The 26,499-nt window shown below is 64.1% G+C and carries 25 protein-coding genes; 17 read left to right on the top strand and 8 right to left on the bottom strand.

Annotated features, from left to right (window positions below; all coding sequences use genetic code 11):
- Window positions 1-8: 8 nt before the first annotated feature.
- The 7 genes from M9955_06505 to M9955_06475 all read left to right on the top strand — a co-directional run bounded on the left by M9955_06505 (window position 9) and on the right by M9955_06475 (window position 7,410).
- On the top strand, window positions 9-1,010 hold the full coding sequence (locus tag M9955_06505; GenBank protein ID MCO5081297.1) for a 4-hydroxyproline epimerase: 1,002 nt from the start codon (window positions 9-11) through the stop codon (window positions 1,008-1,010).
- Window positions 1,011-1,333: 323 nt separating this feature from the next.
- Window positions 1,334-2,236, top strand: coding sequence for a branched-chain amino acid ABC transporter permease LivH (locus tag M9955_06500; protein MCO5081296.1), 903 nt, complete (start codon window positions 1,334-1,336; stop codon window positions 2,234-2,236).
- Between the two features lie 7 nt (window positions 2,237-2,243).
- A complete protein-coding gene (livM, locus tag M9955_06495; GenBank protein ID MCO5081295.1) occupies window positions 2,244-3,761 on the top strand; it encodes a high-affinity branched-chain amino acid ABC transporter permease LivM in 1,518 nt (505 codons plus the stop codon).
- Window positions 3,761-5,062, top strand: a complete 1,302-nt coding sequence (locus M9955_06490) for an ATP-binding cassette domain-containing protein (GenBank protein ID MCO5081294.1) — start codon at window positions 3,761-3,763, stop codon at window positions 5,060-5,062. Before livM ends, M9955_06490 begins: the two co-directional genes overlap by 1 nt.
- Window positions 5,062-5,787: an ABC transporter ATP-binding protein gene (locus M9955_06485; GenBank protein MCO5081293.1), complete on the top strand. Its 726-nt coding sequence runs from the start codon at window positions 5,062-5,064 to the stop codon at window positions 5,785-5,787. The genes M9955_06490 and M9955_06485 overlap by 1 nt, the downstream gene beginning before the upstream one ends.
- 34 nt (window positions 5,788-5,821) lie before the next feature.
- On the top strand, window positions 5,822-6,154 hold the full coding sequence (locus M9955_06480) for a hypothetical protein (GenBank protein MCO5081292.1): 333 nt from the start codon (window positions 5,822-5,824) through the stop codon (window positions 6,152-6,154).
- A gap of 137 nt (window positions 6,155-6,291) precedes the next feature.
- A complete protein-coding gene (locus M9955_06475) occupies window positions 6,292-7,410 on the top strand; it encodes a branched-chain amino acid ABC transporter substrate-binding protein (protein MCO5081291.1) in 1,119 nt (372 codons plus the stop codon).
- A gap of 71 nt (window positions 7,411-7,481) precedes the next feature.
- Here M9955_06475 and M9955_06470 read toward each other — a convergent pair whose 3' ends face one another.
- On the bottom strand, window positions 7,482-7,862 hold the full coding sequence (locus M9955_06470) for a YciI family protein (GenBank protein ID MCO5081290.1): 381 nt from the start codon (window positions 7,860-7,862) through the stop codon (window positions 7,482-7,484).
- Window positions 7,863-8,082: 220 nt separating this feature from the next.
- On the opposite strand from M9955_06470, the gene pyc reads away from it, so the two are divergent.
- Window positions 8,083-11,541, top strand: a complete 3,459-nt coding sequence (gene pyc, locus M9955_06465; protein ID MCO5081289.1) for a pyruvate carboxylase — start codon at window positions 8,083-8,085, stop codon at window positions 11,539-11,541.
- Here pyc and M9955_06460 read toward each other — a convergent pair.
- Both M9955_06460 and M9955_06455 read right to left on the bottom strand, forming a co-directional pair.
- Window positions 11,532-12,278, bottom strand: coding sequence for a phosphatase PAP2 family protein (locus M9955_06460; GenBank protein MCO5081288.1), 747 nt, complete (start codon window positions 12,276-12,278; stop codon window positions 11,532-11,534). The genes pyc and M9955_06460 overlap by 10 nt on opposite strands.
- Before the next feature lie 194 nt (window positions 12,279-12,472).
- Window positions 12,473-13,372: an SH3 domain-containing protein gene (locus M9955_06455; GenBank protein MCO5081287.1), complete on the bottom strand. Its 900-nt coding sequence runs from the start codon at window positions 13,370-13,372 to the stop codon at window positions 12,473-12,475.
- Window positions 13,373-13,668: 296 nt separating this feature from the next.
- Here M9955_06455 and M9955_06450 point away from each other — a divergent pair, with 296 nt between their 5' ends.
- Both M9955_06450 and M9955_06445 read left to right on the top strand, forming a co-directional pair.
- The gene (locus M9955_06450; GenBank protein ID MCO5081286.1) at window positions 13,669-14,835 is read left to right on the top strand and encodes an MFS transporter; all 1,167 of its coding nucleotides are present in this window, start codon (window positions 13,669-13,671) and stop codon (window positions 14,833-14,835) included.
- Window positions 14,836-14,847: 12 nt separating this feature from the next.
- A complete protein-coding gene (locus M9955_06445) occupies window positions 14,848-15,192 on the top strand; it encodes a hypothetical protein (GenBank protein MCO5081285.1) in 345 nt (114 codons plus the stop codon).
- Window positions 15,193-15,204: 12 nt separating this feature from the next.
- On the opposite strand, the gene msrB is transcribed toward M9955_06445, so the two are convergent.
- From msrB to M9955_06430, 3 genes are all read right to left on the bottom strand, one after another.
- Entirely contained in the window at window positions 15,205-15,606 is a 402-nt protein-coding gene (gene msrB / locus M9955_06440) for a peptide-methionine (R)-S-oxide reductase MsrB (protein MCO5081284.1), read from the bottom strand.
- A 70-nt stretch (window positions 15,607-15,676) separates the two neighbouring features.
- Window positions 15,677-16,867 (bottom strand): VWA domain-containing protein, encoded by a 1,191-nt coding sequence (locus M9955_06435; protein ID MCO5081283.1) that lies wholly within the window; start codon window positions 16,865-16,867, stop codon window positions 15,677-15,679.
- 57 nt (window positions 16,868-16,924) lie between these two features.
- Window positions 16,925-17,371: a GNAT family N-acetyltransferase gene (locus tag M9955_06430; protein ID MCO5081282.1), complete on the bottom strand. Its 447-nt coding sequence runs from the start codon at window positions 17,369-17,371 to the stop codon at window positions 16,925-16,927.
- Between the two features lie 184 nt (window positions 17,372-17,555).
- On the opposite strand from M9955_06430, the gene M9955_06425 reads away from it, so the two are divergent.
- Window positions 17,556-18,119, top strand: coding sequence for an MgtC/SapB family protein (locus M9955_06425; GenBank protein ID MCO5081281.1), 564 nt, complete (start codon window positions 17,556-17,558; stop codon window positions 18,117-18,119).
- Window positions 18,120-18,146: 27 nt separating this feature from the next.
- On the opposite strand, the gene M9955_06420 is transcribed toward M9955_06425, so the two are convergent.
- Window positions 18,147-19,253, bottom strand: coding sequence for a phosphatase PAP2 family protein (locus tag M9955_06420; GenBank protein ID MCO5081280.1), 1,107 nt, complete (start codon window positions 19,251-19,253; stop codon window positions 18,147-18,149).
- 328 nt (window positions 19,254-19,581) lie between these two features.
- On the opposite strand from M9955_06420, the gene leuC reads away from it, so the two are divergent.
- Together leuC and M9955_06410 are read left to right on the top strand one after the other, a co-directional pair.
- Complete coding sequence (gene leuC / locus M9955_06415) at window positions 19,582-20,991, top strand: 3-isopropylmalate dehydratase large subunit (GenBank protein ID MCO5081279.1); 1,410 nt, start codon at window positions 19,582-19,584, stop codon at window positions 20,989-20,991.
- Window positions 20,992-21,124: 133 nt separating this feature from the next.
- Window positions 21,125-22,312, top strand: coding sequence for a GGDEF domain-containing protein (locus M9955_06410; GenBank protein ID MCO5081278.1), 1,188 nt, complete (start codon window positions 21,125-21,127; stop codon window positions 22,310-22,312).
- 2 nt (window positions 22,313-22,314) lie between these two features.
- Here the strand turns inward: M9955_06410 and M9955_06405 are convergent, their stop codons facing one another.
- Entirely contained in the window at window positions 22,315-22,698 is a 384-nt protein-coding gene (locus tag M9955_06405; GenBank protein MCO5081277.1) for a hypothetical protein, read from the bottom strand.
- Between the two features lie 362 nt (window positions 22,699-23,060).
- Between M9955_06405 and sdhC the strand changes: the two genes are divergently transcribed.
- The 4 genes from sdhC to M9955_06385 are packed head-to-tail and all read left to right on the top strand — an operon-like array spanning window position 23,061 to window position 26,476.
- A complete protein-coding gene (gene sdhC / locus M9955_06400) occupies window positions 23,061-23,459 on the top strand; it encodes a succinate dehydrogenase, cytochrome b556 subunit (GenBank protein MCO5081276.1) in 399 nt (132 codons plus the stop codon).
- Window positions 23,460-23,466: 7 nt separating this feature from the next.
- The gene (gene sdhD, locus M9955_06395; GenBank protein MCO5081275.1) at window positions 23,467-23,850 is read left to right on the top strand and encodes a succinate dehydrogenase, hydrophobic membrane anchor protein; all 384 of its coding nucleotides are present in this window, start codon (window positions 23,467-23,469) and stop codon (window positions 23,848-23,850) included.
- Between the two features lie 3 nt (window positions 23,851-23,853).
- On the top strand, window positions 23,854-25,686 hold the full coding sequence (sdhA, locus tag M9955_06390; GenBank protein ID MCO5081274.1) for a succinate dehydrogenase flavoprotein subunit: 1,833 nt from the start codon (window positions 23,854-23,856) through the stop codon (window positions 25,684-25,686).
- Between the two features lie 10 nt (window positions 25,687-25,696).
- Window positions 25,697-26,476, top strand: coding sequence for a succinate dehydrogenase iron-sulfur subunit (locus M9955_06385; protein ID MCO5081273.1), 780 nt, complete (start codon window positions 25,697-25,699; stop codon window positions 26,474-26,476).
- The last annotated feature ends 23 nt before the right edge of the window (window positions 26,477-26,499 follow it).

Here is a 26,499-nt window from a genome sequence, read left to right as displayed (position 1 = left end):
CCCTTCGCATGGCCCGCAACATCTTCACCTGCATCGACGGCCACACCTGCGGCAATCCGGTGCGTCTCGTGGCCGGCGGCGGTCCGCAGCTGAAGGGCTCGACCATGATGGAGCGGCGGGCGCATTTCCTCGCCGAATACGACTGGATACGCACCGGACTCATGTTCGAACCGCGGGGCCATGACGTCATGTCCGGATCGATCCTCTATCCGCCCACGCGGGAGGACTGCGACATCGCCATATTGTTCATCGAGACCTCGGGCTGCCTGCCCATGTGCGGACACGGCACCATCGGCTCGGTGACCATGGCGGTCGAGAACGGTCTTGTCCGCCCGAAGACGCCGGGCGTGCTGCGCCTCGACACGCCGGCCGGTCTGGTGATCGCCGAATACCGGCAGGAAGGCGATTATGTCGAGGAGGTGCGCATCACCAACGTGCCGTCCTTCCTCTATGCTGAAGAGTTGACGGTCGACTGTCCGACGCTCGGCGAGATCACCGTGGACGTCGCCTATGGCGGGAATTTCTATGCCATCGTCGAGCCGCAGGCGAACTATCGTGACATGGCGGATCATTCGGCCGGTGATTTCATCGCCTGGAGTCCCGTGGTGCGCCGGCGGCTCAACGAGAAGTACAGCTTCGTCCATCCGGAGAATCCCGGCATCAACCGCCTGTCGCACATGCTGTGGACCGGTGCGCCACAGCATGCGGATGCCGACGCGCGCAACGCGGTGTTCTACGGCGACAAGGCGATCGACCGCTCGCCCTGCGGCACCGGCACGTCCGCGCGCATGGCCCATCTCCACGGCAAGGGAAGACTGAAGGCAGGGGATTCCTTCGTGCACGAATCGATCATCGGTTCGCTGTTCAGGGGTCGCGTCGAGCGCGAGACCAGCGTGGCAGGCAAGCCGGCGATCGTTCCCTCGATCGGCGGGTGGGCGCGGCAGACGGGACTGAACACGATCTTCATCGACGACCGCGATCCGTTCGCGCACGGATTCGTGGTTTCCTGAGCTTGCGGGAGGGCATCATACTTTGGTCGCAAAGGCGTCTGCATGCGCATGTTTCGCTGCGTCACCCGAGCATTGACGACGATTTGTTGCGCGAAACGCCAAAATCTGGCGTGATTGAACAATGACATTGCGTTGGGCCAATGCTAGCTTCGCGGTGGTCCATGGGTGTGCGCGCCGCACCACGAAGCGGACCGGAGCAGAGGGGACAGCTCTTGAACGGTGTATAGATTCGCGTTGCTTCCGATTGAAGGCACACGAGGACTTGGGTAACCAACAACAAGGAATGCGACCGGCAGGCGACATTCCAGGGGAGCCGCAGACAGATGGAATACTTCGTCCAGCAGCTTGTTAACGGGCTGACGCTGGGGTCGATCTATGGCCTCATCGCGATCGGCTATACGATGGTGTACGGCATCATCGGCATGATCAACTTCGCCCATGGCGACATCTTCATGGTTGGCGCCTTCATCGCCCTGATCGTCTTCCTGATCCTGGTGAGCGCCTTCTATGCCGTCCCGGTGGCGATCGCGCTCCTGATCATGATGGTGGTCGCGATGCTGCTGACCAGCCTCTACAACTGGACGATCGAGAAGATCGCCTACAGGCCGCTCCGCGGCTCGTTCCGTCTCGCGCCCCTGATCACCGCCATCGGCATGTCGATCGTTCTGTCGAACTTCGTGCAGGTCACGCAGGGTCCGCGCAACAAGCCGATCCCGCCTATGGTGAGCCAAGTCTACAACATTGCAGGCATATCGATCTCGCTGAAGCAGATCATCATCGTGGTGGTGACGATCTCGCTGCTCGCCATCTTCTGGTATCTCGTCAACCGCACCGCGCTTGGCCGCGCGCAGCGCGCCTGCGAGCAGGACCGCAAGATGGCTGCTCTTCTCGGCGTCGACGTCGACCGCACCATTTCCATTACCTTCATCATGGGCGCGTCGCTCGCCGCCGTGGCCGGCACGTTGTTCCTGATGTATTACGGCGTCGTCGCCTTCTCGGACGGCTTCGTGCCCGGCGTGAAGGCCTTCACGGCGGCCGTTCTCGGCGGCATCGGCTCGTTGCCCGGCGCAGTGCTTGGCGGCCTGATGATCGGCTTCATCGAGAGCATGTGGTCGGCCTATTTCTCGATCGACTACAAGGACGTCGCGGCCTTCTCGATCCTCGCGATCGTCCTGATCTTCCTGCCTTCCGGCATACTTGGCCGGCCCGAAGTCGAAAAGGTCTGAGGTCATCATGGCAGCCGTCACGACCACCGTCCAGGCCGACACCTCGCTTATCGCCCGCGCCCTGCGGGAGGCGCTCTATGCAGGCGTCATCTCCTTCGGCCTCTTCGTCCTCTTCATCGGCCTGAAAACCGATCAGAACATCCGCAACGAGCTCATCCTGGTGCAGCGCTGGGGCCTTCTGGCCTTCGTCGTCGGGGCGGTGATGATCGTGCGCTTCCTCACCATCGCCTTCATCCATCCGGCGATGGAGCGTGGCGAGGGCAGTATCTTCCGCAAGATCGGGCTGGCGGTCCCGGTCGCGTTCCTGCTCGGGCTCGTCGTCTTCTATCCGCCTTTCCGCGGCTGGGTGATCGAGCTTCTCGCCGTCTGGAAGACCTGGGTCTTCATCGTGCTGGCCGCTGCGCTGGTCTACGCCGACCGCGCCTTTCCGGCATTCCGCGCGAAGCGGACGGCGGTCGCGGTCGTCATCATGTTCCTGGTGCCCGCTCTCGCCATTTTCGCATCCGGCCTGCAGGGCTCGCTCAAATGGATCGACAATTTCGGCATCCAGATCCTGATCTATGTGATGCTGGCCTGGGGCCTGAACATCGTCGTCGGGCTCGCCGGCCTGCTCGACCTCGGCTACGTCGCCTTCTATGCGGTCGGCGCCTATTCCTACGCGCTTCTCGGAACCGAGTTCGGCTGGTCGTTCTGGATTCTGCTGCCGGCGGCCGGCCTCATGGCGGCGTTCTGGGGCGTCATTCTCGGCTTTCCGGTGCTCAGGCTGCGCGGCGACTACCTCGCCATCGTGACGCTGGCTTTCGGCGAGATCATCCGCCTCGTGCTCATCAACTGGCGCGAGGTGACGAACGGCTCGGCGGGCATTTCGGGCGTGCCCAAGGTCGATTTCTTCGGCTGGTTCACCTTCAACGTGGCGGACCCCAACTATATCGCCAAGGTCTTCGACCTGCCGACGTCGAGCGTCTACTACAAGATCTTCCTCTACTATCTCATCCTGCTGCTGGCGCTGCTCACCGCCTTCGTCACCGTTCGTCTGCGCCGCATGCCCGTCGGCCGGGCCTGGGAGGCGTTGCGCGAGGACGAGATCGCGTGCCGGTCGCTGGGTATCAACACCACGAACACCAAGCTGACGGCATTCGCCATCGGCGCCATGTTCGCGGGCTTCGCGGGCTCCTTCTTCGCCGCCCGCCAGGGCTTCGTGAGCCCGGAATCGTTCATCTTCATCGAGTCAGCCATCATTCTGGCGATCGTCGTTCTCGGCGGCATGGGCTCGCTGGCCGGAATCGCGGTCGCCGCCGCGGTGATGATCGGCGGCACGGAGATCCTGCGCGAACTGCAGTTTCTCAAGCAGGTGTTCGGGCCTGATTTCACGCCGGAACTCTACCGCATGCTGCTTTTCGGCATGGCCATGGTGATCGTCATGATCTGGAAGCCGCGCGGCTTCGTCGGCAGCCGCGAGCCCACCGCCTTCCTCTTCGAGAGGAAGTCGGTGTCCAGCGAATTCACCAAGGAAGGCCACGGCTGATGAGTGCGGCAGCTTCCATGAACGACGCCATCCTCACCGTCGAGCATCTGTCGATGAAGTTCGGCGGACTGATCGCCATCGGCGATCTTTCCTTCGAGGCCCGGCGCGGCGAGATCACGGCGCTGATCGGCCCGAACGGAGCCGGCAAGACGACCGTGTTCAACTGCATCACCGGCTTCTACAAGCCGAGCGAGGGCATGATAACGCTCAGGCGGCGCGACGGCACCGCCTATCTGCTCGAGCGCCTGCCCAACCACGAGATTCCGGCGCGGGCGAAGGTCGCCCGCACGTTCCAGAACATCCGGCTCTTCTCCGGCATGACGGTGCTGGAGAACCTGCTGGTCGCCCAGCACAACAAGCTGATGAAAGCCTCGGGCTTCACGGTTCTCGGGCTGCTCGGCATAGGGGGGTACGCCAACGCCTCGCGGGAGTCGGTGGAGCTGGCGAAGTTCTGGCTGGAGAAGGCCGACCTGGTCAGCCGGGCGGACGATCCGGCCGGCGACCTGCCCTATGGCGCGCAGCGCCGCCTCGAGATCGCGCGAGCCATGTGCACGGGGCCGGAACTGCTCTGCCTCGACGAGCCCGCCGCAGGTCTGAACCCCAAGGAGTCGCTGGCGCTAAACGCCCTGCTCAACGACATCAAGGAAAACACCGGCACGTCAATCCTGCTGATCGAGCACGACATGTCGGTGGTCATGCAGATCTCCGATCACGTGGTCGTGCTGGAATACGGCCGCAAGATCTCGGACGGCGACCCTGCCTCCGTGAAGAGCGACCCGAAGGTCATCGCCGCCTATCTCGGCGTGGACGACGAGGAAGTCACGGACGTGCTGATCGAGGTCGGCGACGAGGGAGTGATCGAGGAACTGGACGCCGAGCCCGATCCGGAGCATGGACCCGGCGCGTCGTCCTCCATGATGGCCGGCCCCGTCTCCGACACGATCAGCCACAGCGACGAGGAAGAGATCGTCAAGGTTTCGCCCGGCGCGTCGAAGGCGCGGCTCGTGGAGGCGGCGGAAGCCCGCCACGCATCTTCCGGCGTATCGAACGCGCTCGCCGCGCCGCGCGGCGGCGCGCCGGACCGGCTGACACGGATCAAGGGCATAGGACCCGTCAACGAGCGCAAGCTCCACGAAAACGGCATCTTCCATTTCGAGCAGATCGCGGCCTGGACACGCGACGACATCATCGTGGTGGAAACCTATCTCGCCTTCGACGGCCGCATCGACCGCGAGGACTGGATCGGGCAGGCGAAGGCGCTGGCAGCGCAGACCGGCGGCAAGGCAGGGGAGAAGAAGTGATGGCCGAGCCCCTGCTCAAGGTCGACAATGTCGAGACCTATTACGGCAATATCCGGGCGCTGAACGGCGTGTCCGTCGAGGTGCATCAGGGTGAGATCGTGACGCTGATCGGCGCCAACGGCGCCGGCAAGTCGACGCTGATGATGACGATCTTCGGCGCCCCCCGCGCCCGCGCCGGCCGCATCGTCTTTTCCGGGACCGACATCACGCAGATGCCGACGCACGAGATCGCACGGCTGAGGATCGCCCAATCGCCGGAGGGACGCCGCATCTTCCCGCGCATGACGGTGATGGAAAACCTGCAGATGGGCGCAAGCCTCGACGGCCTCAAACACTACGATGAGGACGTCGAGAAGATCTTCCAGCTCTTCCCGCGCCTCAAGGAGCGCATCAACCAGCGTGGGGGCACGCTGTCGGGCGGCGAGCAGCAGATGCTCTCCATCGGCCGCGCGCTGATGGCCCGGCCCAAGCTCCTGCTTCTCGACGAGCCTTCGCTCGGCCTCGCGCCGCTGATCGTGAAACAGATCTTCGACGCCATCCGCGAACTCAACAGATCGCAGGGCCTGACGGTCTTTCTCGTAGAGCAGAACGCTTTCGGCGCGCTCAAGCTCGCCGCCCGCGGCTACGTCATGGTCAACGGCAACGTCACCATGAGCGGCACCGGGCAGGAACTGCTCGCCAATCCGGAAGTCCGCGCCGCCTATCTCGAAGGCGGGCGTCACTGAAAAAGCATCGGAGCAGACGCAGATGATCCTCTCGATGATCACCGAACATTTCTACGCCGGGGAACTCATCTTCTTCCTCGTTGCCTGCTGGGCGACCTGGATGACCGGCCGCGCCGTGGCGCGCGTATGGCAGAACCCGGCGAGCTTTCTCGTCTACTCGCTGTTCCTGGCGGCCGCGGTGCGCTTCCTGCATTACGCGCTTTATGGCGGTCCCTTCATCAGCGCGCCGCACTATTTCACCGACCTCGTCATCCTCGCCGCCGTCGGGCTGCTTGCCTACCGCTATACGCGGACACGGCAGATGGTAACCCAATACCCCTGGCTCTACGAAAGGGTGTCAGCCTTGAGCTGGAAAGCGAAGGTCTGAGATAAACCATTCGCGCCGATTTGGCCCCAAATCGGCGTGACAACTGCCGGGAAATCGGCAATGTTCGCTTTCTGCGATAGGGTGGGCATCGCACGAAAAGCATCGTTTTCGCCCGCTCGTACAATGGGAGTCAGTCAATGAAGAAGTCACTCTTGTCCGCAGTTGCCCTGACCGCGCTCGTCGCGTTCAGCGGCAGCGCCTGGGCGGACATCCTGATCGGTGTTTCCGGTCCGATCACCGGTCCGAACGCCGCGTTCGGCGCGCAGCTCCAGAAGGGCGCCGAGCAGGCCGCAGCCGACATCAACGCGGCCGGCGGCATCAACGGCGAGCAGATCAAGGTCGTCGTCGGCGACGACGTGTCCGATCCGAAGCAGGGCATCTCGGTCGCCAACAAGTTCGTCGCGGACGGCGTCAAGTTCGTCGTCGGCCACTTCAACTCGGGCGTCTCGATTCCGGCCTCGGAAGTCTACGCCGAGAACGGTATCCTGCAGATCTCGCCCGCCTCGACCAACCCGCAATACACCGAGCGCGGCCTGTGGAACACGTTCCGCACCTGCGGCCGCGACGACCAGCAGGGCATCGTCGCCGGCAAGTATCTGGCCGACAATTTCAAGGACGCCAAGATCGCCGTCATCCATGACAAGACCCCGTATGGTCAGGGCCTTGCCGATGAGACCAAGAAAGCGCTGAACGGCGCCGGCGTCACCGAAGCCATGTATGAAGGCATCAATGTCGGCGACAAGGATTTCTCGGCCCTCATCGCCAAGATGAAGGAAGCCGGCGTGTCGGCTGTCTACTATGGCGGCCTGCACACGGAAGCCGGCCTGATCATGCGCCAGCTGGCCGACCAGGGCCTGAAGGCCGCTTTCATGTCGGGTGACGGCATCGTCTCGAACGAGCTTGCCTCGATCGCCGGCGACGCCGTCGACGGCACGCTGATGACCTTCGCGCCGGATCCGCGCAAGAATCCGGCCGCCAAGGACATCGTCGAGAAGTTCCGCGCTGCCGGCTTCGAGCCGGAAGCCTACACGCTCTACGCCTACGCGGCGGTGCAGGTCATCGCCGGCGGCGCTGCGGCGGCCGGCGACCTCGACCCGCAGAAGGTTGCGGAAGCGATCAAGGCCAAGGGTCCGTTCCAGACCGCGATCGGCGAACTGGGCTTCGACGCCAAGGGCGACATCACCCGTCCGGACTATGTGATGTACACCTGGAAGAAGGGCGACGACGGCAAGTACAGCTACTTCGAAAACCAGTAATCTGAACTTCGTTCGACAGGACAGGATGCCCGGCGCAAGCGCCGGGCATTTTCTTTGGGCGGATCGGCAAGCTACGCGGCCGTGACGGGGAAGGCGACGCCCGGAAGATAAAGCGAGATGGGCCGGATCTCGTAAACCGCCGTGGGATTGGCGCGGCGCAGATCCCGTGCTGCGGCGACGGCTTCTTCGCGGGATGCGCAGTCGATGACATAGAGGCCGAGGAGCTGCTCCTTCGTTTCGGCGAAAGGTCCGTCGATCACCATGCCGTCGCCCGGTCCGCGCAAGGTGCAGGCCGTCGCCGTCGGGTCGAGCCGCGCCGCCGGTCCAAGGCGGCCTTCCTTCGTCAGCCGGGCATGAACCTTGTGCAGGTCCTCCATCAACGCCCTGTCCTGTTCCTCCGACCAGGACGTCACGACATCCTCGACGTGATAGGCAAGAATTGCGTAGAGCATGCGAACGCCTCTCCTCTATAGACCGCCAACTGCAACCTCGATGATGTCCTACAGCAATCGCGCCTGAAAAGCCCGATTGCCTGTCTTCCGGATAGCGGCGTCAACCGCCTGCTTCCGAACCAAAACGCGCCGGGACGCGTCCGCATTGCCATTTCTGTTTGCACTGCACAAATTATCCGCTAGTCAAATGCAGCTAGCCTTCCTGTCTCCGGAGCGTCGCGTGCCGATCACGAAAATCCTCGTCGCCAATCGTTCGGAAATAGCCATCCGCGTCTTCCGCGCCGCGAACGAACTCGGCCTGAAAACCGTGGCGATCTGGGCTGAGGAGGACAAATACTCGCTGCACCGTTTCAAGGCCGACGAAAGTTATCAGGTCGGACGAGGCCCGTGGCTTGCGAGGGATATGGGGCCGATCGAGAGCTACCTGTCGATCGAGGAAATCATGCGCGTGGCGAAGCTGTCTGGCGCGGACGCCATCCACCCCGGCTACGGCCTGCTCTCCGAAAGTCCGGAATTCGCCGAAGCCTGCGGCGAAGCGGAAATCACCTTCATCGGACCGAAACCGGAGACGATGCGCCGTCTGGGCAACAAGGTGGCGGCGCGCAACCTCGCCATCGAGGTCGGCGTGCCGGTCGTGCCGGCCACCGATCCGCTGCCGGACGACATGGAGGCGGTGAAGAAGCTCGCCGCCGGGATCGGCTACCCGGTCATGCTCAAGGCGTCGTGGGGCGGCGGCGGACGCGGCATGCGCGCTATCCGCAGCGAGGCCGACCTGATGCGCGAGGTCACGGAAGGCAAGCGCGAGGCCAAGGCAGCCTTCGGCAAGGACGAGGTCTATCTGGAGAAGCTGATCGAGCGCGCGCGCCATGTTGAGGTCCAGATCCTCGGCGACACGCATGGCAACGCGGTGCATCTGTTCGAGCGCGACTGCTCCATCCAGCGCCGCAACCAGAAGGTCGTGGAGCGCGCGCCCGCTCCCTATCTCTCCGACGCGCTGCGTCAGGAGCTTTGCAGCTACGCGCTGAAGATCGCGAACGAGACCAGCTATATCGGCGCCGGCACGGTCGAGTTCCTGCAGGACGCCGACACCGGCAAGTTCTATTTCATCGAGGTCAATCCGCGCATCCAGGTCGAGCACACGGTCACCGAGCAGGTGACCGGCATCGACATCGTCAAGGCGCAGATACACATACTGGACGGCTTCGACATCGGGACGCCGGGATCGGGCGTGCCCGCGCAGAAGGACATCCGGCTGAACGGCCACGCGCTCCAGTGCCGCATCACCACCGAAGATCCCGAGCAGAATTTCATTCCCGATTACGGCCGCATCACCGCCTATCGCGGCGCAACGGGTTTCGGCATCCGGCTCGATGGCGGCACGGCCTATTCCGGCGCGGTCATCACCCGCTACTACGATCCGCTGCTGGAAAAGGTCACCGCTTGGGCGCCGACGCCGGGCGAAGCCATCGCCCGCATGAACCGGGCGCTGCGCGAGTTCCGCATCCGCGGCGTCGCCACCAACCTGACCTTCCTCGAAGCGATCATCAATCACCCGAGCTTTCACGACAATTCCTACACGACGAAATTCATCGATACGACACCGGAGCTTTTCGCGCAGGTGAAGCGGCAGGATCGCGCGACCAAGCTGCTCAACTACCTCGCCGACGTCTCGGTGAACGGCCATCCGGAGACGCGCGGGCGGGCGAAACCCAACCCGGACGCGGCCGCCCCCGTCGTGCCGTGGTTCACAGGGCCGATTCCCGATGGCGCGAAGCAGAAACTCGACGCGTTGGGGCCAGAAAAATTCGCAGCGTGGATGCGCGGCGAAAGCCGTGTGCTGGTGACGGACACCACGATGCGGGACGGTCATCAGTCGTTGCTGGCAACCCGCATGCGGACGCACGACATTGCCCGTATCGCCGGCACCTATGCGCGTGCCTTGCCGCAGCTTCTGTCGCTCGAATGCTGGGGCGGCGCGACTTTCGACGTCGCCATGCGCTTTCTTACCGAGGACCCGTGGGAACGCCTCGCGCTGGTGCGCGAGAAGGCGCCCAATATCCTGCTCCAGATGCTGCTGCGCGGCGCCAACGGCGTCGGCTACACCAACTATCCCGACAATGTGGTGAAGCATTTCGTGAAGCAGGCAGCAAGCGGCGGCATCGATCTCTTCCGCGTCTTCGACTGCCTGAACTGGGTCGAGAACATGCGCGTTTCGATGGACGCCATCGTGGAGGAGGGCAAGCTCTGCGAGGCGGCGATCTGCTACACCGGCGACATTCTCGATCCGGCGCGCGCGAAGTACGACCTGAAATATTATGTCGGCCTGGCCGGTGAACTGGAGAAGGCCGGCGCGCACATCATAGCCGTCAAGGACATGGCGGGCCTGCTCAAGCCGGCGGCGGCGCGAGTGCTGTTCAAGGCGTTGCGCGACGCCACCGACCTGCCGATCCACTTCCACACGCACGACACGTCCGGCCTGTCGGCCGCCACCGTGCTCGCTGCCGTGGAAAGCGGCGTCGATGCGATCGATGCGGCGATGGACGCTTTTTCCGGAAATACCTCGCAGCCCTGCCTCGGTTCGATCGTCGAGGCGCTGAAAGGGACGGAGCGCGATCCCGGCCTCGACACTGGCTGGATCAGGAAGATCTCGTTCTATTGGGAGGCGGTGCGCAACCAGTACGCCGCTTTCGAGAGCGACCTGAAGGGGCCGGCGTCCGAGGTTTATCTGCACGAGATGCCCGGCGGGCAGTTCACCAACCTCAAGGAGCAGGCGCGCTCGCTCGGGCTGGAAACGCGCTGGCACGAGGTGGCGCAGGCCTATCACGACGTGAATCTCATGTTCGGCGACATCGTCAAGGTGACGCCGTCGTCCAAGGTGGTGGGCGACATGGCGCTGATGATGGTCAGTCAGGACCTGACCGTGGCCGACGTGGAGAACCCGGCGAAGGACATCGCCTTCCCGGACTCGGTCGTGTCGATGCTGCGCGGCGATCTCGGCCAGTCTCCGGGCGGCTGGCCGGAAAAGCTCCAGAAGAAGGCGCTGAAGGGCGAGAAGCCGACCACGGCCCGTCCCGGCTCGCTGCTCAAGGCGGCGGACCTCGCCGGCAGCCGCAAGGAGATCGAGGAGAAGCTCGGCCGCACGCTCGGCGAATACGAGTTCGCTTCATGGCTGATGTATCCGAAGGTCTTTTCCGACTTCGCGACCGCCTCAGAAATCTACGGTCCGGTGAGCGTGCTGCCGACGCCGACCTACTTCTACGGCATGAAGGCGGAGGACGAGATCTTCGTCGACATCGAGAAGGGCAAGACGCTGGTGGTGCGCTGCCTCGCCATCGGCGAGGTCGACGACAAGGGCATGGTCACCGTCTTCTTCGAGCTGAACGGCCAGCCGCGCCGCGTCAAGGTGCCGGATCGGGCGCATGGCGCATCGAACGGCAAGGCCCGGCGAAAGGCAGAACCCGGCAGTGATGCGCATGTCGGCGCGCCGATGCCGGGCGTCGTCTCGACGCTGGGCGTGGCGGCCGGCCAGCCGGTGAAGGCCGGCGACATTCTCCTGTCCATCGAAGCGATGAAGATGGAGACGGCGCTGCATGCCGAGCGCGACGGCACCATCGCCGAGGTGCTGGTCAAGGCCGGCGACCAGATCGACGCCAAGGACCTGCTTGTCGTCTACGGCTGAGGTTCAGCGGCGGCGTGTCCGAACGATCTGGGCCGGCCGGCTTCCGGGAAGGCAAGAAAGCCGCGACGCTCCGTGACAGCCGCAAGGCAGAGCGTGACAGCAACGCCCAGCAGCAACCCCGCGACCACATCGCTGGGATAATGCGCTCCGACGAAAACGCGCGTCAGCGCGAGCCAGACCGCGACGCCGAAGAACAAAAAGCGCAATCGCGGCCAAAGCAGCGCCGCTGCCATGCAGGCGGCGCCGATCGACGCGGCGTGACCGGACGGGAAGCTCATATGCGTGGCCTCGAACGAACCCGGTTGCCATGAAAATGGCCCCACGGTCTGCATCAGCTGCGGCCTGGCGCGGCCAAACACGCTTTTGAGGATGCTTGCCAGCAGCAAAGCGCTCCCCGAGACGGCGAAGAGGAATGCGCAGATGCGAACCAGCTTCGACGGGGGTGCTTCCATATCCAGCGCGGCAGCGGGATTGCGTACCCACGCCACGAGCGCGATCAGCGCGGTAGGCGCCAGAATCCACTGCGCCTCGCCGAAATGCGTCGTGAATTCCGCCACGAGCCATAAGGGGCGCGGCCAGTCGGCATAGAGCGTACCGGCGACGGGATCGACCGCCACCGCGGCGGGAACGAGAATGGCCACCAGCGCCGCGAACGGCAGCATCCGTCGGGGCAATGTCGCTTCGCCGGCGAGCACGCCGCCAGAGGAGCGTCCCTTGTCCCCGCATGCCGATTTCAAAGCCGAAGCTCCACCGGAAATCCCAGCCGGACTATCCTATCTCTTTCACGATCCGGTCAATGGCTGGTCGCAATGGAGCCCGCCTGGCGGCGACTTGCCCACCGTTTCAATGCTTCGAGATACCCGGTCGAGGACGCTGGGATCGGATGACGGCCGTCCGAAACCAACAGGCAAATTGGCTGCAGCCACCGGGCTCAGCGGCTCAGGAAGCTCTTGTAGACGAAGCCGCGTTTGCCGTCATAGGTGACCGCGCACCAGTGACGACATCCCGGATCGACCTGAACATTGGTTCCGCGCGGAATGGTGACCAGTACCTTCGAGCCATCGGCCGGGCGGGCGCGCAGGAAGACGGAACTGCGGATTTTTGCGAGCGAAAGTCCCGTAGTGCGGGCCGACACTTTTTCCGGCCTGACTTCGGACGGCTCGGGCCTGGCCTGCATTGCGGCGAGGGCAGTCTGCTGCTTCTTTCGCGGGGCGGGTTCGGGAACCGGCGCGAAGGCCAGAAGTTCCGCGATATCCGGCGATTCGGTCTCTGGTTCGTTCGCGATCGAGGCCGTCTCGACCATCTGCCAACGCGGATCGCCGGTGGTCAATGGCTCCAGAGCCGCTGCCTCGATCTCGTCGGCACGGATCGCCTCGACCTTGGCCTGAGCGTCGGTGGAAGCGGGGACCGAAAGTTCTGCACCCACGCTGCGGACAAGCGCCTCGGCCGTCTCGACGATCGCGGCAGGCTCGGCGCGCGCGGCCGTATCTGCGGCGCTGATGCTGGTTGTGTTGGCTGCGGCGGCCGGAACATCAACCGCAGCCGGCTTCGTTATGGCAGGGTCCGGTTTCGCATCGGCGACTACTGCTTCCGCGGGAGTTGCCCGCGCTTCCTCCACGATCGAGGAGCCGACGTCGGACCACATGCCCTGCCTTTGAAACTGGATCACGCCGACAACGGCGACGATCGACAGAATGCCGAGCGCAACTGCCAGGCCAAGCGCCTTGTAGGGCGAGGCATCGTCGAAGATCACGTTACGCGCGCGCGGGGATGACCCGTCATCATGCCATTGAATGCGTGGCCGGCGCGTCTCTCCAGCGGGGATGCTCATCACAACCCTCCACATCGGCGTTGTCATACCTCGCGAAACGGAACAACCCCCGCGCTCCGCCGGGCAACGCTCACTTTTTGTTCAACTTTCTTTCTGACGGAGAATCTGACGAGAATGTGGCCAAGATGCGCCTTTCATGCGACGCAATGCCATACAGAGCCAAAAATAAAGGAAAATGAGACGCCGGCCGGCCGCTGCACTTCCTTCCGTGCCAAGCCATCTCGCCCGTATCCGTCAGCATTGACTTGCCATCGCATCGATCTAGGAATGGGGCGTTCGTCGCGCCGAGGCACTGAATGGACGCTTCCAATCCTCTTGTGTCCGCGCAGCGCGGACGGCGGGCGGTCGCCGCCTTTTTCTTCATCAATGGATTCATCGTCGGCAGTTGGGCGGCGCAGGTTCCCAGCTATATCCAGCGGCTGGGCGTCAGCGAAGCCACATTCGGGCTGATGGTGCTCGGTTTCGGCCTCGGCAGCGTCTGCGCAATGCCGGCGGGCGGTCTGGCGATGTCGAGATTCGGCTCGCGGCCGGTCGTGCTGCCGCTGGCCGTATGTTCGGTTGTGACATTGCCCCTCGCGGTGCTGGCGCCGAATGCCGTGCTGGCCTCGCTGGCGCTCTTCGTGATGGGGGCGATGCTCGGCGGCATGGATGTGGCCATGAACGCCAATGCCGTCACCGTCGAGCGGCGTCTTGCCCGGCCAATCATGTCGTCGACCCACGGCTTCTGGAGCCTTGGCGGGTTTGCCGGCGGTGTCGGAGGATTTGTCATTCAGGCCTTCGGACCTGTGGTCCACGCGCTGTTCGTGTCGGCTCTGACCGGCGTGCTGCTGGCGGCGGCATGGCGGCATATCGTCGGCGGCGACCGCCCCGAACCGGCGGTCCATATGCGCCGCTTCGCCTTCCCGACGCTGCCGACGATCTATGTCGTCGGACTGATCGCGCTCATCTGCGTCCTCCCGGAAGCGACGATGCGCAATTGGGGCGCGCTCTTCATGGAAAAGGAACTGGGTGTGGATATCGGAATCGCCGGCCTCGCCTTCGCCTGTTTCGCCGGGGCAATGGCGCTGATGCGGTTCCTCGGCGACGGCATACGCCGCCGTTTCGGCGCGGTCCGAACGCTCCAGACGTCATGCCTGCTCGCGGGCCTCGGGATGCTCTGCGCCTTCGTCGCGCCGTGGCCGGCTCTGGCGCTCGCCTGCTTCACGCTGGCCGGGCTCGGTGCGGCCAACATGATCCCGATCGCCTTTTCCGCGGCGGGCAATCACGAAGGCATGGCTCCCTCGACAGGCATGAGCGTGGTGACGACGATGACCTCCATCGGCGTGCTCGGCGCACCATGGATCACCGGCCTCGTCGCAGAGCATACGGGTATCGCTCCCGTCTTCGCCGCCGTCGCCGTCATGTTGCTCGTTGCCGCGCTGCTGGCCCCGGTCGTACATCGTGCCGATTTCCGACATCGATGATATCGTGACGGCGTGGCGGACGACGCGCAAAACGGCATACAGCATTTCCGCCGGAACGGCTTCGGCGGCTTCATAGCGGCGCGCTGGCGCGGCGAAATTCCGCTGAACCTGCTCTTCTGGCGCGACATGGCGCTTGTCGGGACGACGATCAATATCGTCTCGACGCTGCTCGCGGTCGCGCTGCTCGGGCTGGAACTGCCCTTGCCGCTGGTGCTGGCGACACATTTCGCGCCGCTGCCCTACAACATCTTCCTGTTCCTCGCCGTATGGCGCACATCGGGGCGCGCGGGCGGCTGGCGAGCCCAGATCGCGCCGCTCGGCGCAGCCGTCTGGCTGGTCATCGCGACGCTGGTCTGACTTCCCGCGAGGTCAGGCAGGCTCGAAATTCAGCGCAACGCCGTTGATGCAGTAGCGCAGGCCGGTCGGCGGCGGACCGTCAGGGAAAACATGGCCGAGATGGCTGCCGCAGGCGGCGCAATGCACCTCGGTCCGCACCATGCCATGGCTGCGGTCGACGGTGGTTTCGACGGAGCCGGGCACGGGATCGTTGAAGCTCGGCCAGCCGGTGCCGCTCTCGAATTTCAGCGTCGACTTGAACAGCGGCTGGTCGCAGCCGGCGCAGGTGAAGGTGCCGGCGCGCTTCTCGTGGAGCAGGGCGCAGCTGCCCGGGCGCTCGGTGCCGTGCTGGCGCATGATGTAATACTGCTCGGGCGTGAGTCTGACGCGCCACTCCGCGTCTGTGCGCGTGACGGGAAAGCTGTGGCTGTCCATGGATGCCTCCGGGATCTGGGGATGCACGGAATATAGGAGACGGATTGCCCCTTCTCCAGCATACGTCGCGTCAATGCCTGCGGGAAAGCTCGCGCGTGGCCGATTCGAGGCCAGACAGCGTCAGCGGATACATGCGCCCATCGAAGAGGTCGCTGATCAGCCGCGTCGACTGGCTGTAGCCCCAATGCTTCTCGGGCATCGGGTTGATCCATATGGCATTCGGCCACTGCTGCCGCACCCGGGAAAGCCAGACCGATCCCGCCTCCGGATTCCAGTGCTCGACCGAGCCACCCGGCTGGATGATCTCGTAGGGGCTCATGGCGGCATCGCCGACGAATATCACCTTGTAGTCGTGGCCGTATTTGTGAAGCACGTCGAAGGTTGGGATGACCTGGGAGTGCCGGCGCCGGTTATCCTTCCAGACGCCTTCGTAAAGGCAATTGTGGAAATAAAAATATTCGAGCTGCCGAAACTCCGCACCGGCGGCGGAAAAGAGTTCCTCGACGACCTTGATGTGGTCGTCCATCGAGCCGCCGACGTCGAAGAACATCAGGAGTTTTACGGCGTTGCGTCGTTCGGGCCGCGTCTGCACGTCGAGATAGCCGTGTTCGGCGGTGGCGTGGATGGTGCCCGGCAGGTCGAGTTCCTCGTCGGCGCCTTCGCGCACCCAACGACGCAGGCGCTTCAGCGCCACCTTGATGTTGCGCGTGCCGATCTCGACGGAATCGTCGAAGTTCCTGAATTCGCGCTTGTCCCACACCTTCACCGCGCGCCGGTTGCGGCTTTCGTGCTGGCCGATGCGCACGCCTTCCGGGTTGTAGCCATAGGCGCCGAAGGGCGAGGTGCCGGCCGTGCCGATCCACTTCGATCCGCCCTGATGCCGTCCCTTTTGCTCCTCCAGCCGCTTCCTCAGCGTTTCCATCAGCTTCTCGAAGCCGCCGAGCGCTTCGACCAGTTTCTTCTCTTCTTCGGTGAGATGCTTTTCGGCCAATCGCCGCAGCCATTCCTCCGGCAGGCTGGCGACATCGACCGCAGCCTCGCCGGATACCGCCTCGACGCCCTTGAAGACGTGCGAGAAGACCTGATCGAAGCGGTCTATGTGCCTTTCATCCTTAACCAGCGCGGCGCGGGCGAGATAGTAGAAGCCTTCGACGTCATAGGTGACGAGCCCGGCCTCCATGCCCTCCAGCAGGGAGAGATATTCGCGCAGCGACACGGGAACGCGCGCGGCCTTCAGTTCGAGGAAAAGGGGCAGGAACATGCGCGTGATATCGCGTCAGGGACGCGGCCAAGTCAATCTCGTTCCGCGACGCCTGCTTCAGAGCAGGTCGTATTCGATGAAGCCGGTCCGTCGGGCCACATGATCGTAGAGGCGGCGCGCGGTTGTGTTGGTCTCATGCGTCATCCAGTAGACATTGGTGACGCCCCGCGCGGCGGCCGTCTTCCGTACCGCCTCGATCAGCGCCGCGCCGACGCCCTTTCCGCGCGCCGACGCGTCGGCGAACAGATCCTGAAGATAGCAGTTGCCTTCCACCGACCAGCAGGAGCGGTGATGGAGATAGTGCACCAGCCCCACCGGCGCGCCATCGAGAAGCGCCAGAAATCCACGAGGCTCGAATTCGCCTTCGGTGAACAGCCGCCGCCATGTGGTGTCGTAGACGGTTTCCGAAACGGAGGTCTCGTAGAAGGTCAGATAAGCGGTCCACAACGCCTTCCACGCTTCATGATCCGACTGATCGAGCGGACGTACGAGGATTTCGGCCATCTCGGGACTCCCGTTTGCCTGGTGACAGAGGGGTGTGACCGCAACCGCCTGTCAAGCCGTTGGCCGGACGGAAGCGGACGGCTGGGACAATCAGACCTGGGGAATGACCTTTGGTCGGCGCCACGGTTTCGGAACCTGTGGCCGGCTTCTGCGTTAAAGCCGGCAATTGTATGAGGGGCAATTCTTGGAAGCGCTTGTCGAGGAATTCGGCCATCCGACCTTCACGCCTTTTCCGGTGATCGTCGCAAGGCTGCTGCTTGCAGCCGTCTTCGGCGCGGTGATCGGCATCGAGCGTGAATGGCGCAGCCGCCCTGCCGGCTTGCGAACGCATATCCTCGTCTGCATCGCCGCCGCCGCATTCGGCGTTCTCACCGTCGAGATCTCGCACGCCCCGATGTTCCAGGCCGATCCCATCAAGGATTCGTTGCGCGTCGATCCCATTCGCGCGGTCGAGGCCATCACCGCCGGCATCGCCTTTCTCGCGGCCGGCACGATCATGTTCTCGAAAGGCGAGGTGCATGGCCTGACGACAGGGGCGGGCATGTGGCTCGCGGGCGCGATCGGACTGGCGGCAGGCTTCGGCTACTGGCAACTCGCCGGATTGGGCACGCTCATGGTCGTCATCGTGCTCGGCGTTCTGCACACATTCGAGGTCAAGCTCGGGTTCGCTGATGACAAGCTGGACGACGGCAGAGGAGATCGGGATGCCGGGACAAAGCCGTCGTTGCCGGGCAAGAAACCGGACTGACCGGAGCGTTCGCGATACAGGAACGGTTCAGTCGCTGCCGACGCGCGGAAGCATGCGGTGCTGAAACGCCAGATCGAGCGCGGCGACCCTTTCCGCCGCATACCAGCAAGCCAGCGCGACGGCAGCGCCGAAAAGCCCGTCGACAGCATAATGCCAGCCGAGGTGAACCGAACCGATCATCATCACGCTCGTGAAGGCCAGCATGAGATGTCCGAGCCCGCGATTGATGCGGTAGGCGAGCAGCATGACGACTATGCTCGAGGCGACATGCATGCTGGGCATGGCGCTGATGCCGCTGATGTCGCCGCCGTTCCTCTGATAGGCCGTCCAGAGCATCTCCTGCACCGTCAGGGACCAGACGGGCGAAACTTCGTTGAATTGACGCAGGAGGGCCATCTGCGGCTCGAAATCGCCGCCAAGCCCAAGCCGCTCGAAATAGACGGGACCCGCCGAGGAGAAGATCGCGGCAAGGGCGACGCCGCCGATTGCCCAGGTGAACATGAAGGCATAGAGGAAAACCAGTTGCTGCCGTCGGGGGAGCACGCCGAAGACCGCGGCGAGCAGCGTCATGTAGATGACGAACACCCAGGCGTGATAGGCGGCGTTGATCAGCGTCGTCGCGGCCGGCGTGCCGAAGACGGCGAAGGTCAGCCGCCACGGATCGACGCCGCCGAACAGCATCCGGTCCCAGTCCCGGAACGTGCTGTCCCAGTCGAAGGGCTGCAGCGCCGGGATGGATTCCTTCATGAAGGCGAAGCCCGCCATGAACCAGACGAGCAGCGCAGACATGATGGCCATGCCGACGAGGCGCTCGGAGTCGCAGGCGAAGCCACGGATTTTGCGGGCGAAATGCCGGGCCGGGCTGGCGGGCCTCTCCACCGAAGCCATCCGGATGAAGGCGCCGATCAGGAGGATGGCGAGGAACACCGGCACCATGACCGAGTAGAGCTTCGACAGCCGTCCCGCCATGCCATAGTGGAACGGCCGGTCGATCAGGGCCGAGGTGGCGAGCGTCGCGACCGCGAAAAGGGCCGTGAAGAAAGCCAGCCCCGCATGGGACACCACCGATTTCGCAAGGAATGCGAGCGGCGCGGCGGAGGCGTTCCGTGCAACGTTTGCCGTCGAAGTCAGCATGCCGTATCGTCCCGAGGCGCGAGTGACGGCCTTTCGTAGCCGAGGCGCGTTAAGATTCCGCTTTGCGGGTGTCCACTCGGCCGGGGAGGCTGCTCCTACGTCACAATTGCCGTGCCGCCAAAAGGCTGGTATGAGCCCGCGCATGGAAGAACTCTTCGGAGATCCGGCTTACAAGGGGTTCGTGCTGCAGGACAGGAAGCGTCTGCCGGCGCGTTTCTTCGCGCGGATTTCCGGTGCGCTGACCAGCCGACTTCGCTGATCCCGCGCTTCCGGGCGTCGCATCAAGACCCGGCTCACCCTTCTTCTGCACATCGACGGATTTACGCAAATGAGCGCACCGCGCACCCTTTACGATAAGATTTTCGACGATCACGTGGTCGACCGCCAGGACGACGGCACCTGCCTGCTTTATATCGACCGCCACCTCGTGCACGAGGTGACCAGCCCGCAGGCCTTCGAGGGCCTGCGCATGGCCGGCCGCAAGGTCCGCCATCCGGAGAAGACGCTTGCCGTGGTCGACCATAACGTGCCGACCTCGCCGGACCGTGTGAACGGCATCAAGAATGAGGAGAGCCGCATCCAGGTCGAGGCTCTGGCGAAGAACGCAGCGGACTTCGGCGTCGAATATTATTCCGAGAAGGATGTCCGCCAGGGCATCGTCCACATCATCGGCCCCGAACAGGGTTTCACCCTGCCCGGCATGACCATCGTCTGCGGCGACAGCCACACCTCGACGCACGGCGCCTTCGGCGCGCTGGCCCACGGCATCGGCACGTCCGAGGTCGAGCATGTGCTCGCCACCCAGACGCTGATCCAGAAGAAGGCCAGGAACATGCTGGTGCGTGTCGACGGCCAGTTGCCGGAAGGCGTGACGGCCAAGGACATCATCCTCGCCATCATCGGCGAGATCGGCACAGCCGGCGGCACCGGCTACGTCATCGAATATGCGGGCGAGGCGATTCGTTCGCTGTCGATGGAGGGCCGCATGACGATCTGCAACATGTCGATCGAAGGCGGCGCCCGCGCCGGTCTCATCGCGCCGGACGAGACGACCTTCGCCTATGTGAAGGACAAGCCGCGCGCGCCGAAGGGCAAGGCCTGGGACATGGCGCTCGATTACTGGAAGACGCTGAAGTCCGACGAGGGCGCGCACTACGACAAGGTGATCGTGCTCGACGCCGCCAAGCTGCCGCCCATCGTCACCTGGGGCTCCTCGCCCGAAGATGTCGCATCGGTCACCGGCGTGGTGCCGAATCCGGAGGAGATCGAGGACGAGAACAAGCGCAACTCCAAGAAGCGCGCGCTGGAGTATATGGGGCTGACCGCCGGCACGAAGATGACCGACATCGCTGTCGATCGCGTCTTCATCGGCTCCTGCACCAATGGCCGCATCGAGGATCTGCGTGCGGCCGCCGCCGTCGCCAGGGGCAAGACAGTGGCGCCGACCGTCAACGCGATGGTCGTGCCGGGTTCCGGCCTGGTGAAGGAACAGGCGGAGCGCGAGGGCCTCGACAAGATCTTCATCGAGGCGGGCTTCGACTGGCGCGAGCCGGGTTGCTCCATGTGCCTCGCCATGAATGACGACCGACTGAGTCCTTATGAGCGCTGCGCCTCGACCTCGAACCGCAACTTCGAAGGCCGCCAGGGGTTCAAGGGCCGCACGCATCTGGTTTCGCCGGCCATGGCGGCTGCCGCCGCGATCGCAGGCCATTTCGTCGATATCCGCGACTGGCACTGAGAAAGCCCGGCCGGCGTCCGGATGGGTCGCCGGCCGCAGTTCCGCTTTCGTAAAGTCGGGCAGGCTTGCCGTTCGTCATTAACCCGTTCTTCGCGTCGTTGTGTTTCTGTGGACGCGCAAGCAACGGGGCGCCATGAGCGGAGCTACCTTCATCGTCATGATCAATCTGGTGGTGTCCGGATTGATCGCCGCATCGTTTCTGGCGATGTCGATCTACGGCCCGGTCCGGCGGGCCGCGCGGTTGTTCGCATGCGCATATGCCTGCGGCGTGATCTACTATGTCATCGAATTCGGCATCAGGTTTTTCGGTGACGACGCTCTGATGCTGGCGTTCAGCGCCGCGGTGCTGCTGCTCGGCATGAGCGCTTTCAACATCGGTCTGGCCGGCCGGTATCAGGTGCGATCGCCTGCCTATGCGTCGCTGACGATCGTCATGGCCGGCACGCTGATCGCCTATTTCGTCAACGACCTGCCGAGGCATTCCTTCACCCGGATGATGGCGTTCCAGTGGGCCTATTTCGCGATGCAATCGGTCGCGGCGGGCGTCGTCCTCGCCGGCGCCAGGCGCAAGTTGGACTATCTGTTCGCTGCGGTTCTCGCCGCCAGCGCGCTGCATTTCCTGTCGAAGCCTCTCATCGCGCATGCCGTCGGCGGCTGGGGCGAGAATCCCTCCGCCTATCTCGACAGCTACTACGCGATGATCTCCCAAACCCTGGCGACGATGTTCGCGTTCACCATCGCGACGATCACGATGATCGTCCTCGCCGGCGACATACTCCGGGACGCCACGGCGAAATCGGAAACGGACACTCTGTCGGGACTGCGCAACCGGCGCGGCTTCGAAAGCCAGGCGGCGCATGCCATCGAGCGTGCGCGGCGCAAGGGCCTGCCGGTCTCGGTGGTGGCTTGCGACCTCGACCACTTCAAAGCGGTCAACGACACTTACGGCCACGCGGCGGGCGATCTCGTCCTTGCCGCCTTCGCCGGTTTCCTGGAGCAGGCGGCCTCGCCGGGACATGTCGCCGGGCGGATAGGCGGTGAAGAGTTCGCCATCCTGCTGCCCGGAACGAACCTCGCCGCCGCGCGGCTCTTCGCGGAGGGCGCACGCTCGGCCTTCAGCGCGATGACGATCGAAGGGCTTCCCCGCGAGCGGCGATTCACGGCAAGCTTCGGCGTTGCCGAACTCGCCATCGGCGAGACCTTCGAAGCGCTCATGCGGAGGGCCGACGACGCGCTCTATCAGGCAAAGCGCGACGGACGTGACCTCGTCCGCATATCGCAACGGAAAGAGTCCATATCCGGCGCGCTACGCGCCTCGTAACGTTATTGGCCCGCGCAACGCCCGGACGGTTCGGGCAATTCTCCGTCCCGAAGGCCATACATGTAGCTGCGCCCCTTCAGCAGCACCGGCGGCCGGTAGCAGTCGATGACCAGATTGTACTGGTCGTTCAGGCGGACGATATTCGGTTCGTCCGTGGCGTCTTCGGCGCCGGAATAGGCATTGAGCTCAGCCGCCAGATGCCCTTGGCCGATGACGATGCGCTTGTAGCCGGCGCGGCTGTAGATCACCAGATTGCCGTACGAATCGGCATAGGCGTAGTCGCGGTCGCGCTGTCCGGCTTCCGACCCGGCCGTGCCCAGCGCCGTTGCACCGGCCGCGAGCATTATCGACAGGCCGAGCACGCCGATCTTTTCCTTCCAGACCATCATCGTTCTCCGTCAGAGCCACGCGCCGCGTCACACGCATCATTAACCGCGAATTAACCTTTGTTAACAGCGATCGTTCCAAACCGGGCTGACTGAAGGGAATTATGGTTAACGTGCATGGCGGTCCACGGCCATAGCAATGTCCGGCCGCGGCCCGAAAACTCAAATCGATTGAAGAACGTCGCAAGGGACGCTGCTTTCCGAGAATCGACTAAATCACGGCAGTTGAATGATTTTCCGGCTTTGACGCAGTGCGAAAAGCGCATTAGAACGCGTCGATCCGAGGTCGTATATGATCGACGCCATGCCGCTTTCGGCGCTTGTCGGTTCGACGGGGCCAAGGGTTTGACTACGGGGGAGCCATGAGCAGATCCACAGCCACCCGCCAGAGACCGCTGTCGCCACATCTGTCCATCTATCGATGGCCGATCACGATGACGATGTCGATCCTGCATCGCATCACCGGCGGCGCGCTCTATGTCGGCACGTTGCTTGTCGCCTGGTGGCTGATCGCCGCAGCGACCTCGCCCGACCATTTCGCCTTCGTCCATTGGCTGATCACGTCGTGGCTGGGGCTGCTGGTCCTGTTCGGCTATACCCTCGCCATCTTCCTGCATCTGCTCGGCGGCATCCGGCATTTCGTCTGGGATGTCGGCGCGGGCCTTGAAAAGCACACCGCCTCCAGACTCGCCTGGGCGACGGTGATCGGCGCGGTGGCGCTGACGGTCGCCACCTGGGCCGTGTATTTCCTGATCGGATGAGGCTGCCATGACCGATATGCGAACACCCCTCGGCAAGGTGCGCGGCCTCGGCTCCGCCAAGGAAGGCACCGAGCATTTCTGGCGCATCCGGCTGACCGCGGTCGCGCTGGTTCCGCTCTCGCTTTTCGTCATTGGCTGGGTGCTGTCGCTGCGCGGCGCGACCGTGGATGACGTGCGCGCCTCGCTGGCCCAGCCGCTCGTCGCGTTGCCCGTGGCGCTTTTTCTGATCGTCGCGCTCGACCACATGCGGCTCGGCATGCAGATCATCATCGAGGATTACGTGCACGGGGAAGGAAGCAAGGTCGTGGTCCTGATGCTCAACACCTTCTTCACCGTCGCGATCGGCATCGTTTCGCTCTTCGCGATCCTCAAATTGACTTTTGGAGGTTGAGCCGTGGCTGAAGCGGACAAAAAGGCAAGCCCGGCCTACACCTATGTCGACCACAAGTTCGACGTCGTCGTGGTGGGCGCAGGCGGCGCAGGTCTGCGCGCGACGCTGGGCATGGCCGAGCAGGGCCTGAAGACGGCCTGCATCACCAAGGTTTTCCCGACGCGCTCACACACCGTCGCGGCGCAGGGCGGCATCGCCGCATCGCTGCAGAACATGGGGCCGGATTCCTGGCAGTGGCACATGTACGACACCGTCAAGGGGTCGGACTGGCTCGGCGACGTCGACGCCATGGAATACATGGTCCGGCAGGCGCCTGCCGCCGTCTACGAGCTCGAGCACTACGGCGTGCCCTTCTCCCGCACGGAGGAAGGCAAGATCTACCAGCGTCCCTTCGGCGGCCACATGATGAACTTCGGCGACGGTCCGCCCGTGCAACGTACCTGCGCGGCGGCCGACCGCACCGGACACGCCATCCTGCACACGCTCTACGGCCAGTCGCTGCGCCACAGCGCGCAGTTCTTCGTCGAATATTTCGCGCTCGACCTGATCATGGAGCCGGATGGCACCTGCACCGGCGTCGTCGCCTGGAACCTCGACGACGGCACCATCCACCGCTTCTCGGCCAAGATGGTGGTGCTGGCGACCGGCGGCTACGGGCGAGCCTATTTCTCGGCTACGTCCGCTCACACTTGCACCGGCGACGGCGGCGGCATGGTGGCGCGCGCGGGCCTGCCGTTGCAGGACATGGAGTTCGTCCAGTTTCATCCGACCGGCATCTACGGCGCCGGCTGCCTCATCACCGAGGGTGCGCGCGGCGAGGGCGGCTATCTGGTCAACTCGGAAGGCGAGCGCTTCATGGAGCGCTATGCGCCCTCCGCGAAAGACCTCGCTTCGCGCGACGTCGTCTCGCGCTGCATGACGCTGGAGATCCGCGAAGGCCGCGGCGTCGGCAAGAACAAGGACCACATCTTCCTGCATCTCGATCACCTCGACCCGGCCGTGCTGCATGAGCGCCTGCCGGGCATCTCGGAATCGGCAAAAATCTTTGCCGGCGTCGACGTCACCCGCGAGCCGATCCCGGTGCTGCCGACCGTGCATTACAATATGGGCGGCATTCCCACGAATTATTGGGGCGAGGTCCTGTCGCCCACCGAGGACGATCCGGACCGCGTGCTGCCCGGCCTGATGGCGGTGGGCGAGGCCGGCTGCGCCTCGGTGCATGGCGCCAACCGGTTGGGCTCCAACTCGCTGATCGATCTCGTGGTCTTCGGCCGCGCCGCGGCGATCAAGGCGGCGCAGGTGATCGACAAGGACGCTCCCGTGCCGGCGCTGAACGTCGCCGCCTGCGACAGGATCATGGAGCGGTTCGACCGGTTGCGCCATGCCGATGGTGGCACGCGGACGGCGGTGCTGCGCGAGAAGATGCAGCGCGCCATGCAGGAGGACGCCGCCGTCTTCCGCACCCAGGAATCGCTTGAGAACGGCTGCAGGCGCGTGTCGGCGATCTGGGACGAGCTGAAGGATGTGAAGGTCTTCGACCGCTCGATGATCTGGAACTCCGACCTCGTGGAGACGCTCGAGCTGCACAATCTGATGGCCAACGCCATCCTGACGGTGCATGGGGCCGAAGCCCGCAAGGAAAGCCGTGGCGCTCACGCCCGCGAGGATTTTTCCGCGCGCGACGACGCCAACTGGCGCAAGCACACGCTGGCCTGGGTGGACGACGCCGGCAAGGTGACGCTCGACTACCGGCCGGTGCACACGGAGACGATGCTGCCGGTTTCCGAAGGCGGCATCGATCCGGCAAAGATCGCGCCCAAGGCCCGGGTGTATTGAGGAGCGATAGATGGTCGAACTCGCACTCCCAAAAAACTCGAAGATCCGGCCCGGAAAGACCTGGCCGAAGCCCGAGGGCGCCAAGAATCTGCGCGAATACCGCATCTATCGCTGGTCGCCCGACGATGGCGAAAATCCGAGCGTAGACACCTATTTCGTCGATCTCGAGGATTGCGGGCCGATGGTTCTGGACGCGCTGCTCTACATCAAGAACAAGATCGACCCGACGCTGACGCTGCGCCGCTCCTGCCGCGAAGGCATTTGCGGCTCCTGCGCCATGAACATCGACGGCTCGAACACGCTCGCCTGCACCAAGGGCATGGACGACATTTCGGGACCGGTGAAGGTCTATCCGTTGCCGCATATGCCGGTGGTCAAGGACCTCGTGCCCGACCTGACCGTTCCTTACGCACAGCTCACCTCGATCGACCCCTATCTCAGGACGGTTTCGCCGGAGCCGGCGAAGGAGTGGCTGCAGAGCCATGAGGACCGCCAGAAGCTCGACGGCCTCTACGAGTGCATCCTCTGCTTCTGCTGCCAGACCTCCTGCCCGAGCTACTGGTGGAACGGCGACCGCTATCTCGGCCCCGCCGTGCTGCTGCAGGCCTATCGCTGGCTGATCGACTCCAGAGACGAGGCCAAGGGCGAACGGCTTGACAATCTGGAAGATCCGTTCCGGCTCTATCGCTGCCACACCATCATGAACTGCACACAGACCTGCCCCAAGGGCCTCAATCCGGCGAAGGCCATCGCCGAGATCAAGAAGATGATGGTGGAGCGGCGGGTTTGACGCAGCGCTGCTGGTCGCGTGAC

The sequence above is a fragment of the Rhizobiaceae bacterium genome (genome assembly GCA_023953845.1).
GTDB lineage: Bacteria > Pseudomonadota > Alphaproteobacteria > Rhizobiales > Rhizobiaceae > Arvimicrobium.
Note: the sequence above shows the minus strand (reverse complement) of the source record. Positions and strands in the feature narration are given on the sequence as shown.

Coding starts and splice junctions, on each gene's coding strand:
- M9955_06410 (MCO5081278.1), top strand. CDS start 21,125: ATGAGCGGAGCTACCTTCATCGTCATGATCAATCTGGTGGTGTCCGGA.
- M9955_06475 (MCO5081291.1), top strand. CDS start 6,292: ATGAAGAAGTCACTCTTGTCCGCAGTTGCCCTGACCGCGCTCGTCGCG.
- livM (MCO5081295.1), top strand. CDS start 2,244: ATGGCAGCCGTCACGACCACCGTCCAGGCCGACACCTCGCTTATCGCC.
- sdhC (MCO5081276.1), top strand. CDS start 23,061: ATGAGCAGATCCACAGCCACCCGCCAGAGACCGCTGTCGCCACATCTG.
- M9955_06485 (MCO5081293.1), top strand. CDS start 5,062: ATGGCCGAGCCCCTGCTCAAGGTCGACAATGTCGAGACCTATTACGGC.
- leuC (MCO5081279.1), top strand. CDS start 19,582: ATGAGCGCACCGCGCACCCTTTACGATAAGATTTTCGACGATCACGTG.
- M9955_06470 (MCO5081290.1), bottom strand. CDS start 7,862: ATGCTCTACGCAATTCTTGCCTATCACGTCGAGGATGTCGTGACGTCC.
- M9955_06405 (MCO5081277.1), bottom strand. CDS start 22,698: ATGGTCTGGAAGGAAAAGATCGGCGTGCTCGGCCTGTCGATAATGCTC.
- M9955_06430 (MCO5081282.1), bottom strand. CDS start 17,371: ATGGCCGAAATCCTCGTACGTCCGCTCGATCAGTCGGATCATGAAGCG.
- M9955_06505 (MCO5081297.1), top strand. CDS start 9: ATGGCCCGCAACATCTTCACCTGCATCGACGGCCACACCTGCGGCAAT.
- M9955_06435 (MCO5081283.1), bottom strand. CDS start 16,867: ATGTTCCTGCCCCTTTTCCTCGAACTGAAGGCCGCGCGCGTTCCCGTG.
- msrB (MCO5081284.1), bottom strand. CDS start 15,606: ATGGACAGCCACAGCTTTCCCGTCACGCGCACAGACGCGGAGTGGCGC.
- M9955_06480 (MCO5081292.1), top strand. CDS start 5,822: ATGATCACCGAACATTTCTACGCCGGGGAACTCATCTTCTTCCTCGTT.
- M9955_06455 (MCO5081287.1), bottom strand. CDS start 13,372: ATGAGCATCCCCGCTGGAGAGACGCGCCGGCCACGCATTCAATGGCAT.
- M9955_06500 (MCO5081296.1), top strand. CDS start 1,334: ATGGAATACTTCGTCCAGCAGCTTGTTAACGGGCTGACGCTGGGGTCG.
- M9955_06385 (MCO5081273.1), top strand. CDS start 25,697: ATGGTCGAACTCGCACTCCCAAAAAACTCGAAGATCCGGCCCGGAAAG.
- sdhD (MCO5081275.1), top strand. CDS start 23,467: ATGACCGATATGCGAACACCCCTCGGCAAGGTGCGCGGCCTCGGCTCC.
- M9955_06450 (MCO5081286.1), top strand. CDS start 13,669: ATGGACGCTTCCAATCCTCTTGTGTCCGCGCAGCGCGGACGGCGGGCG.
- M9955_06490 (MCO5081294.1), top strand. CDS start 3,761: ATGAGTGCGGCAGCTTCCATGAACGACGCCATCCTCACCGTCGAGCAT.
- M9955_06420 (MCO5081280.1), bottom strand. CDS start 19,253: ATGCTGACTTCGACGGCAAACGTTGCACGGAACGCCTCCGCCGCGCCG.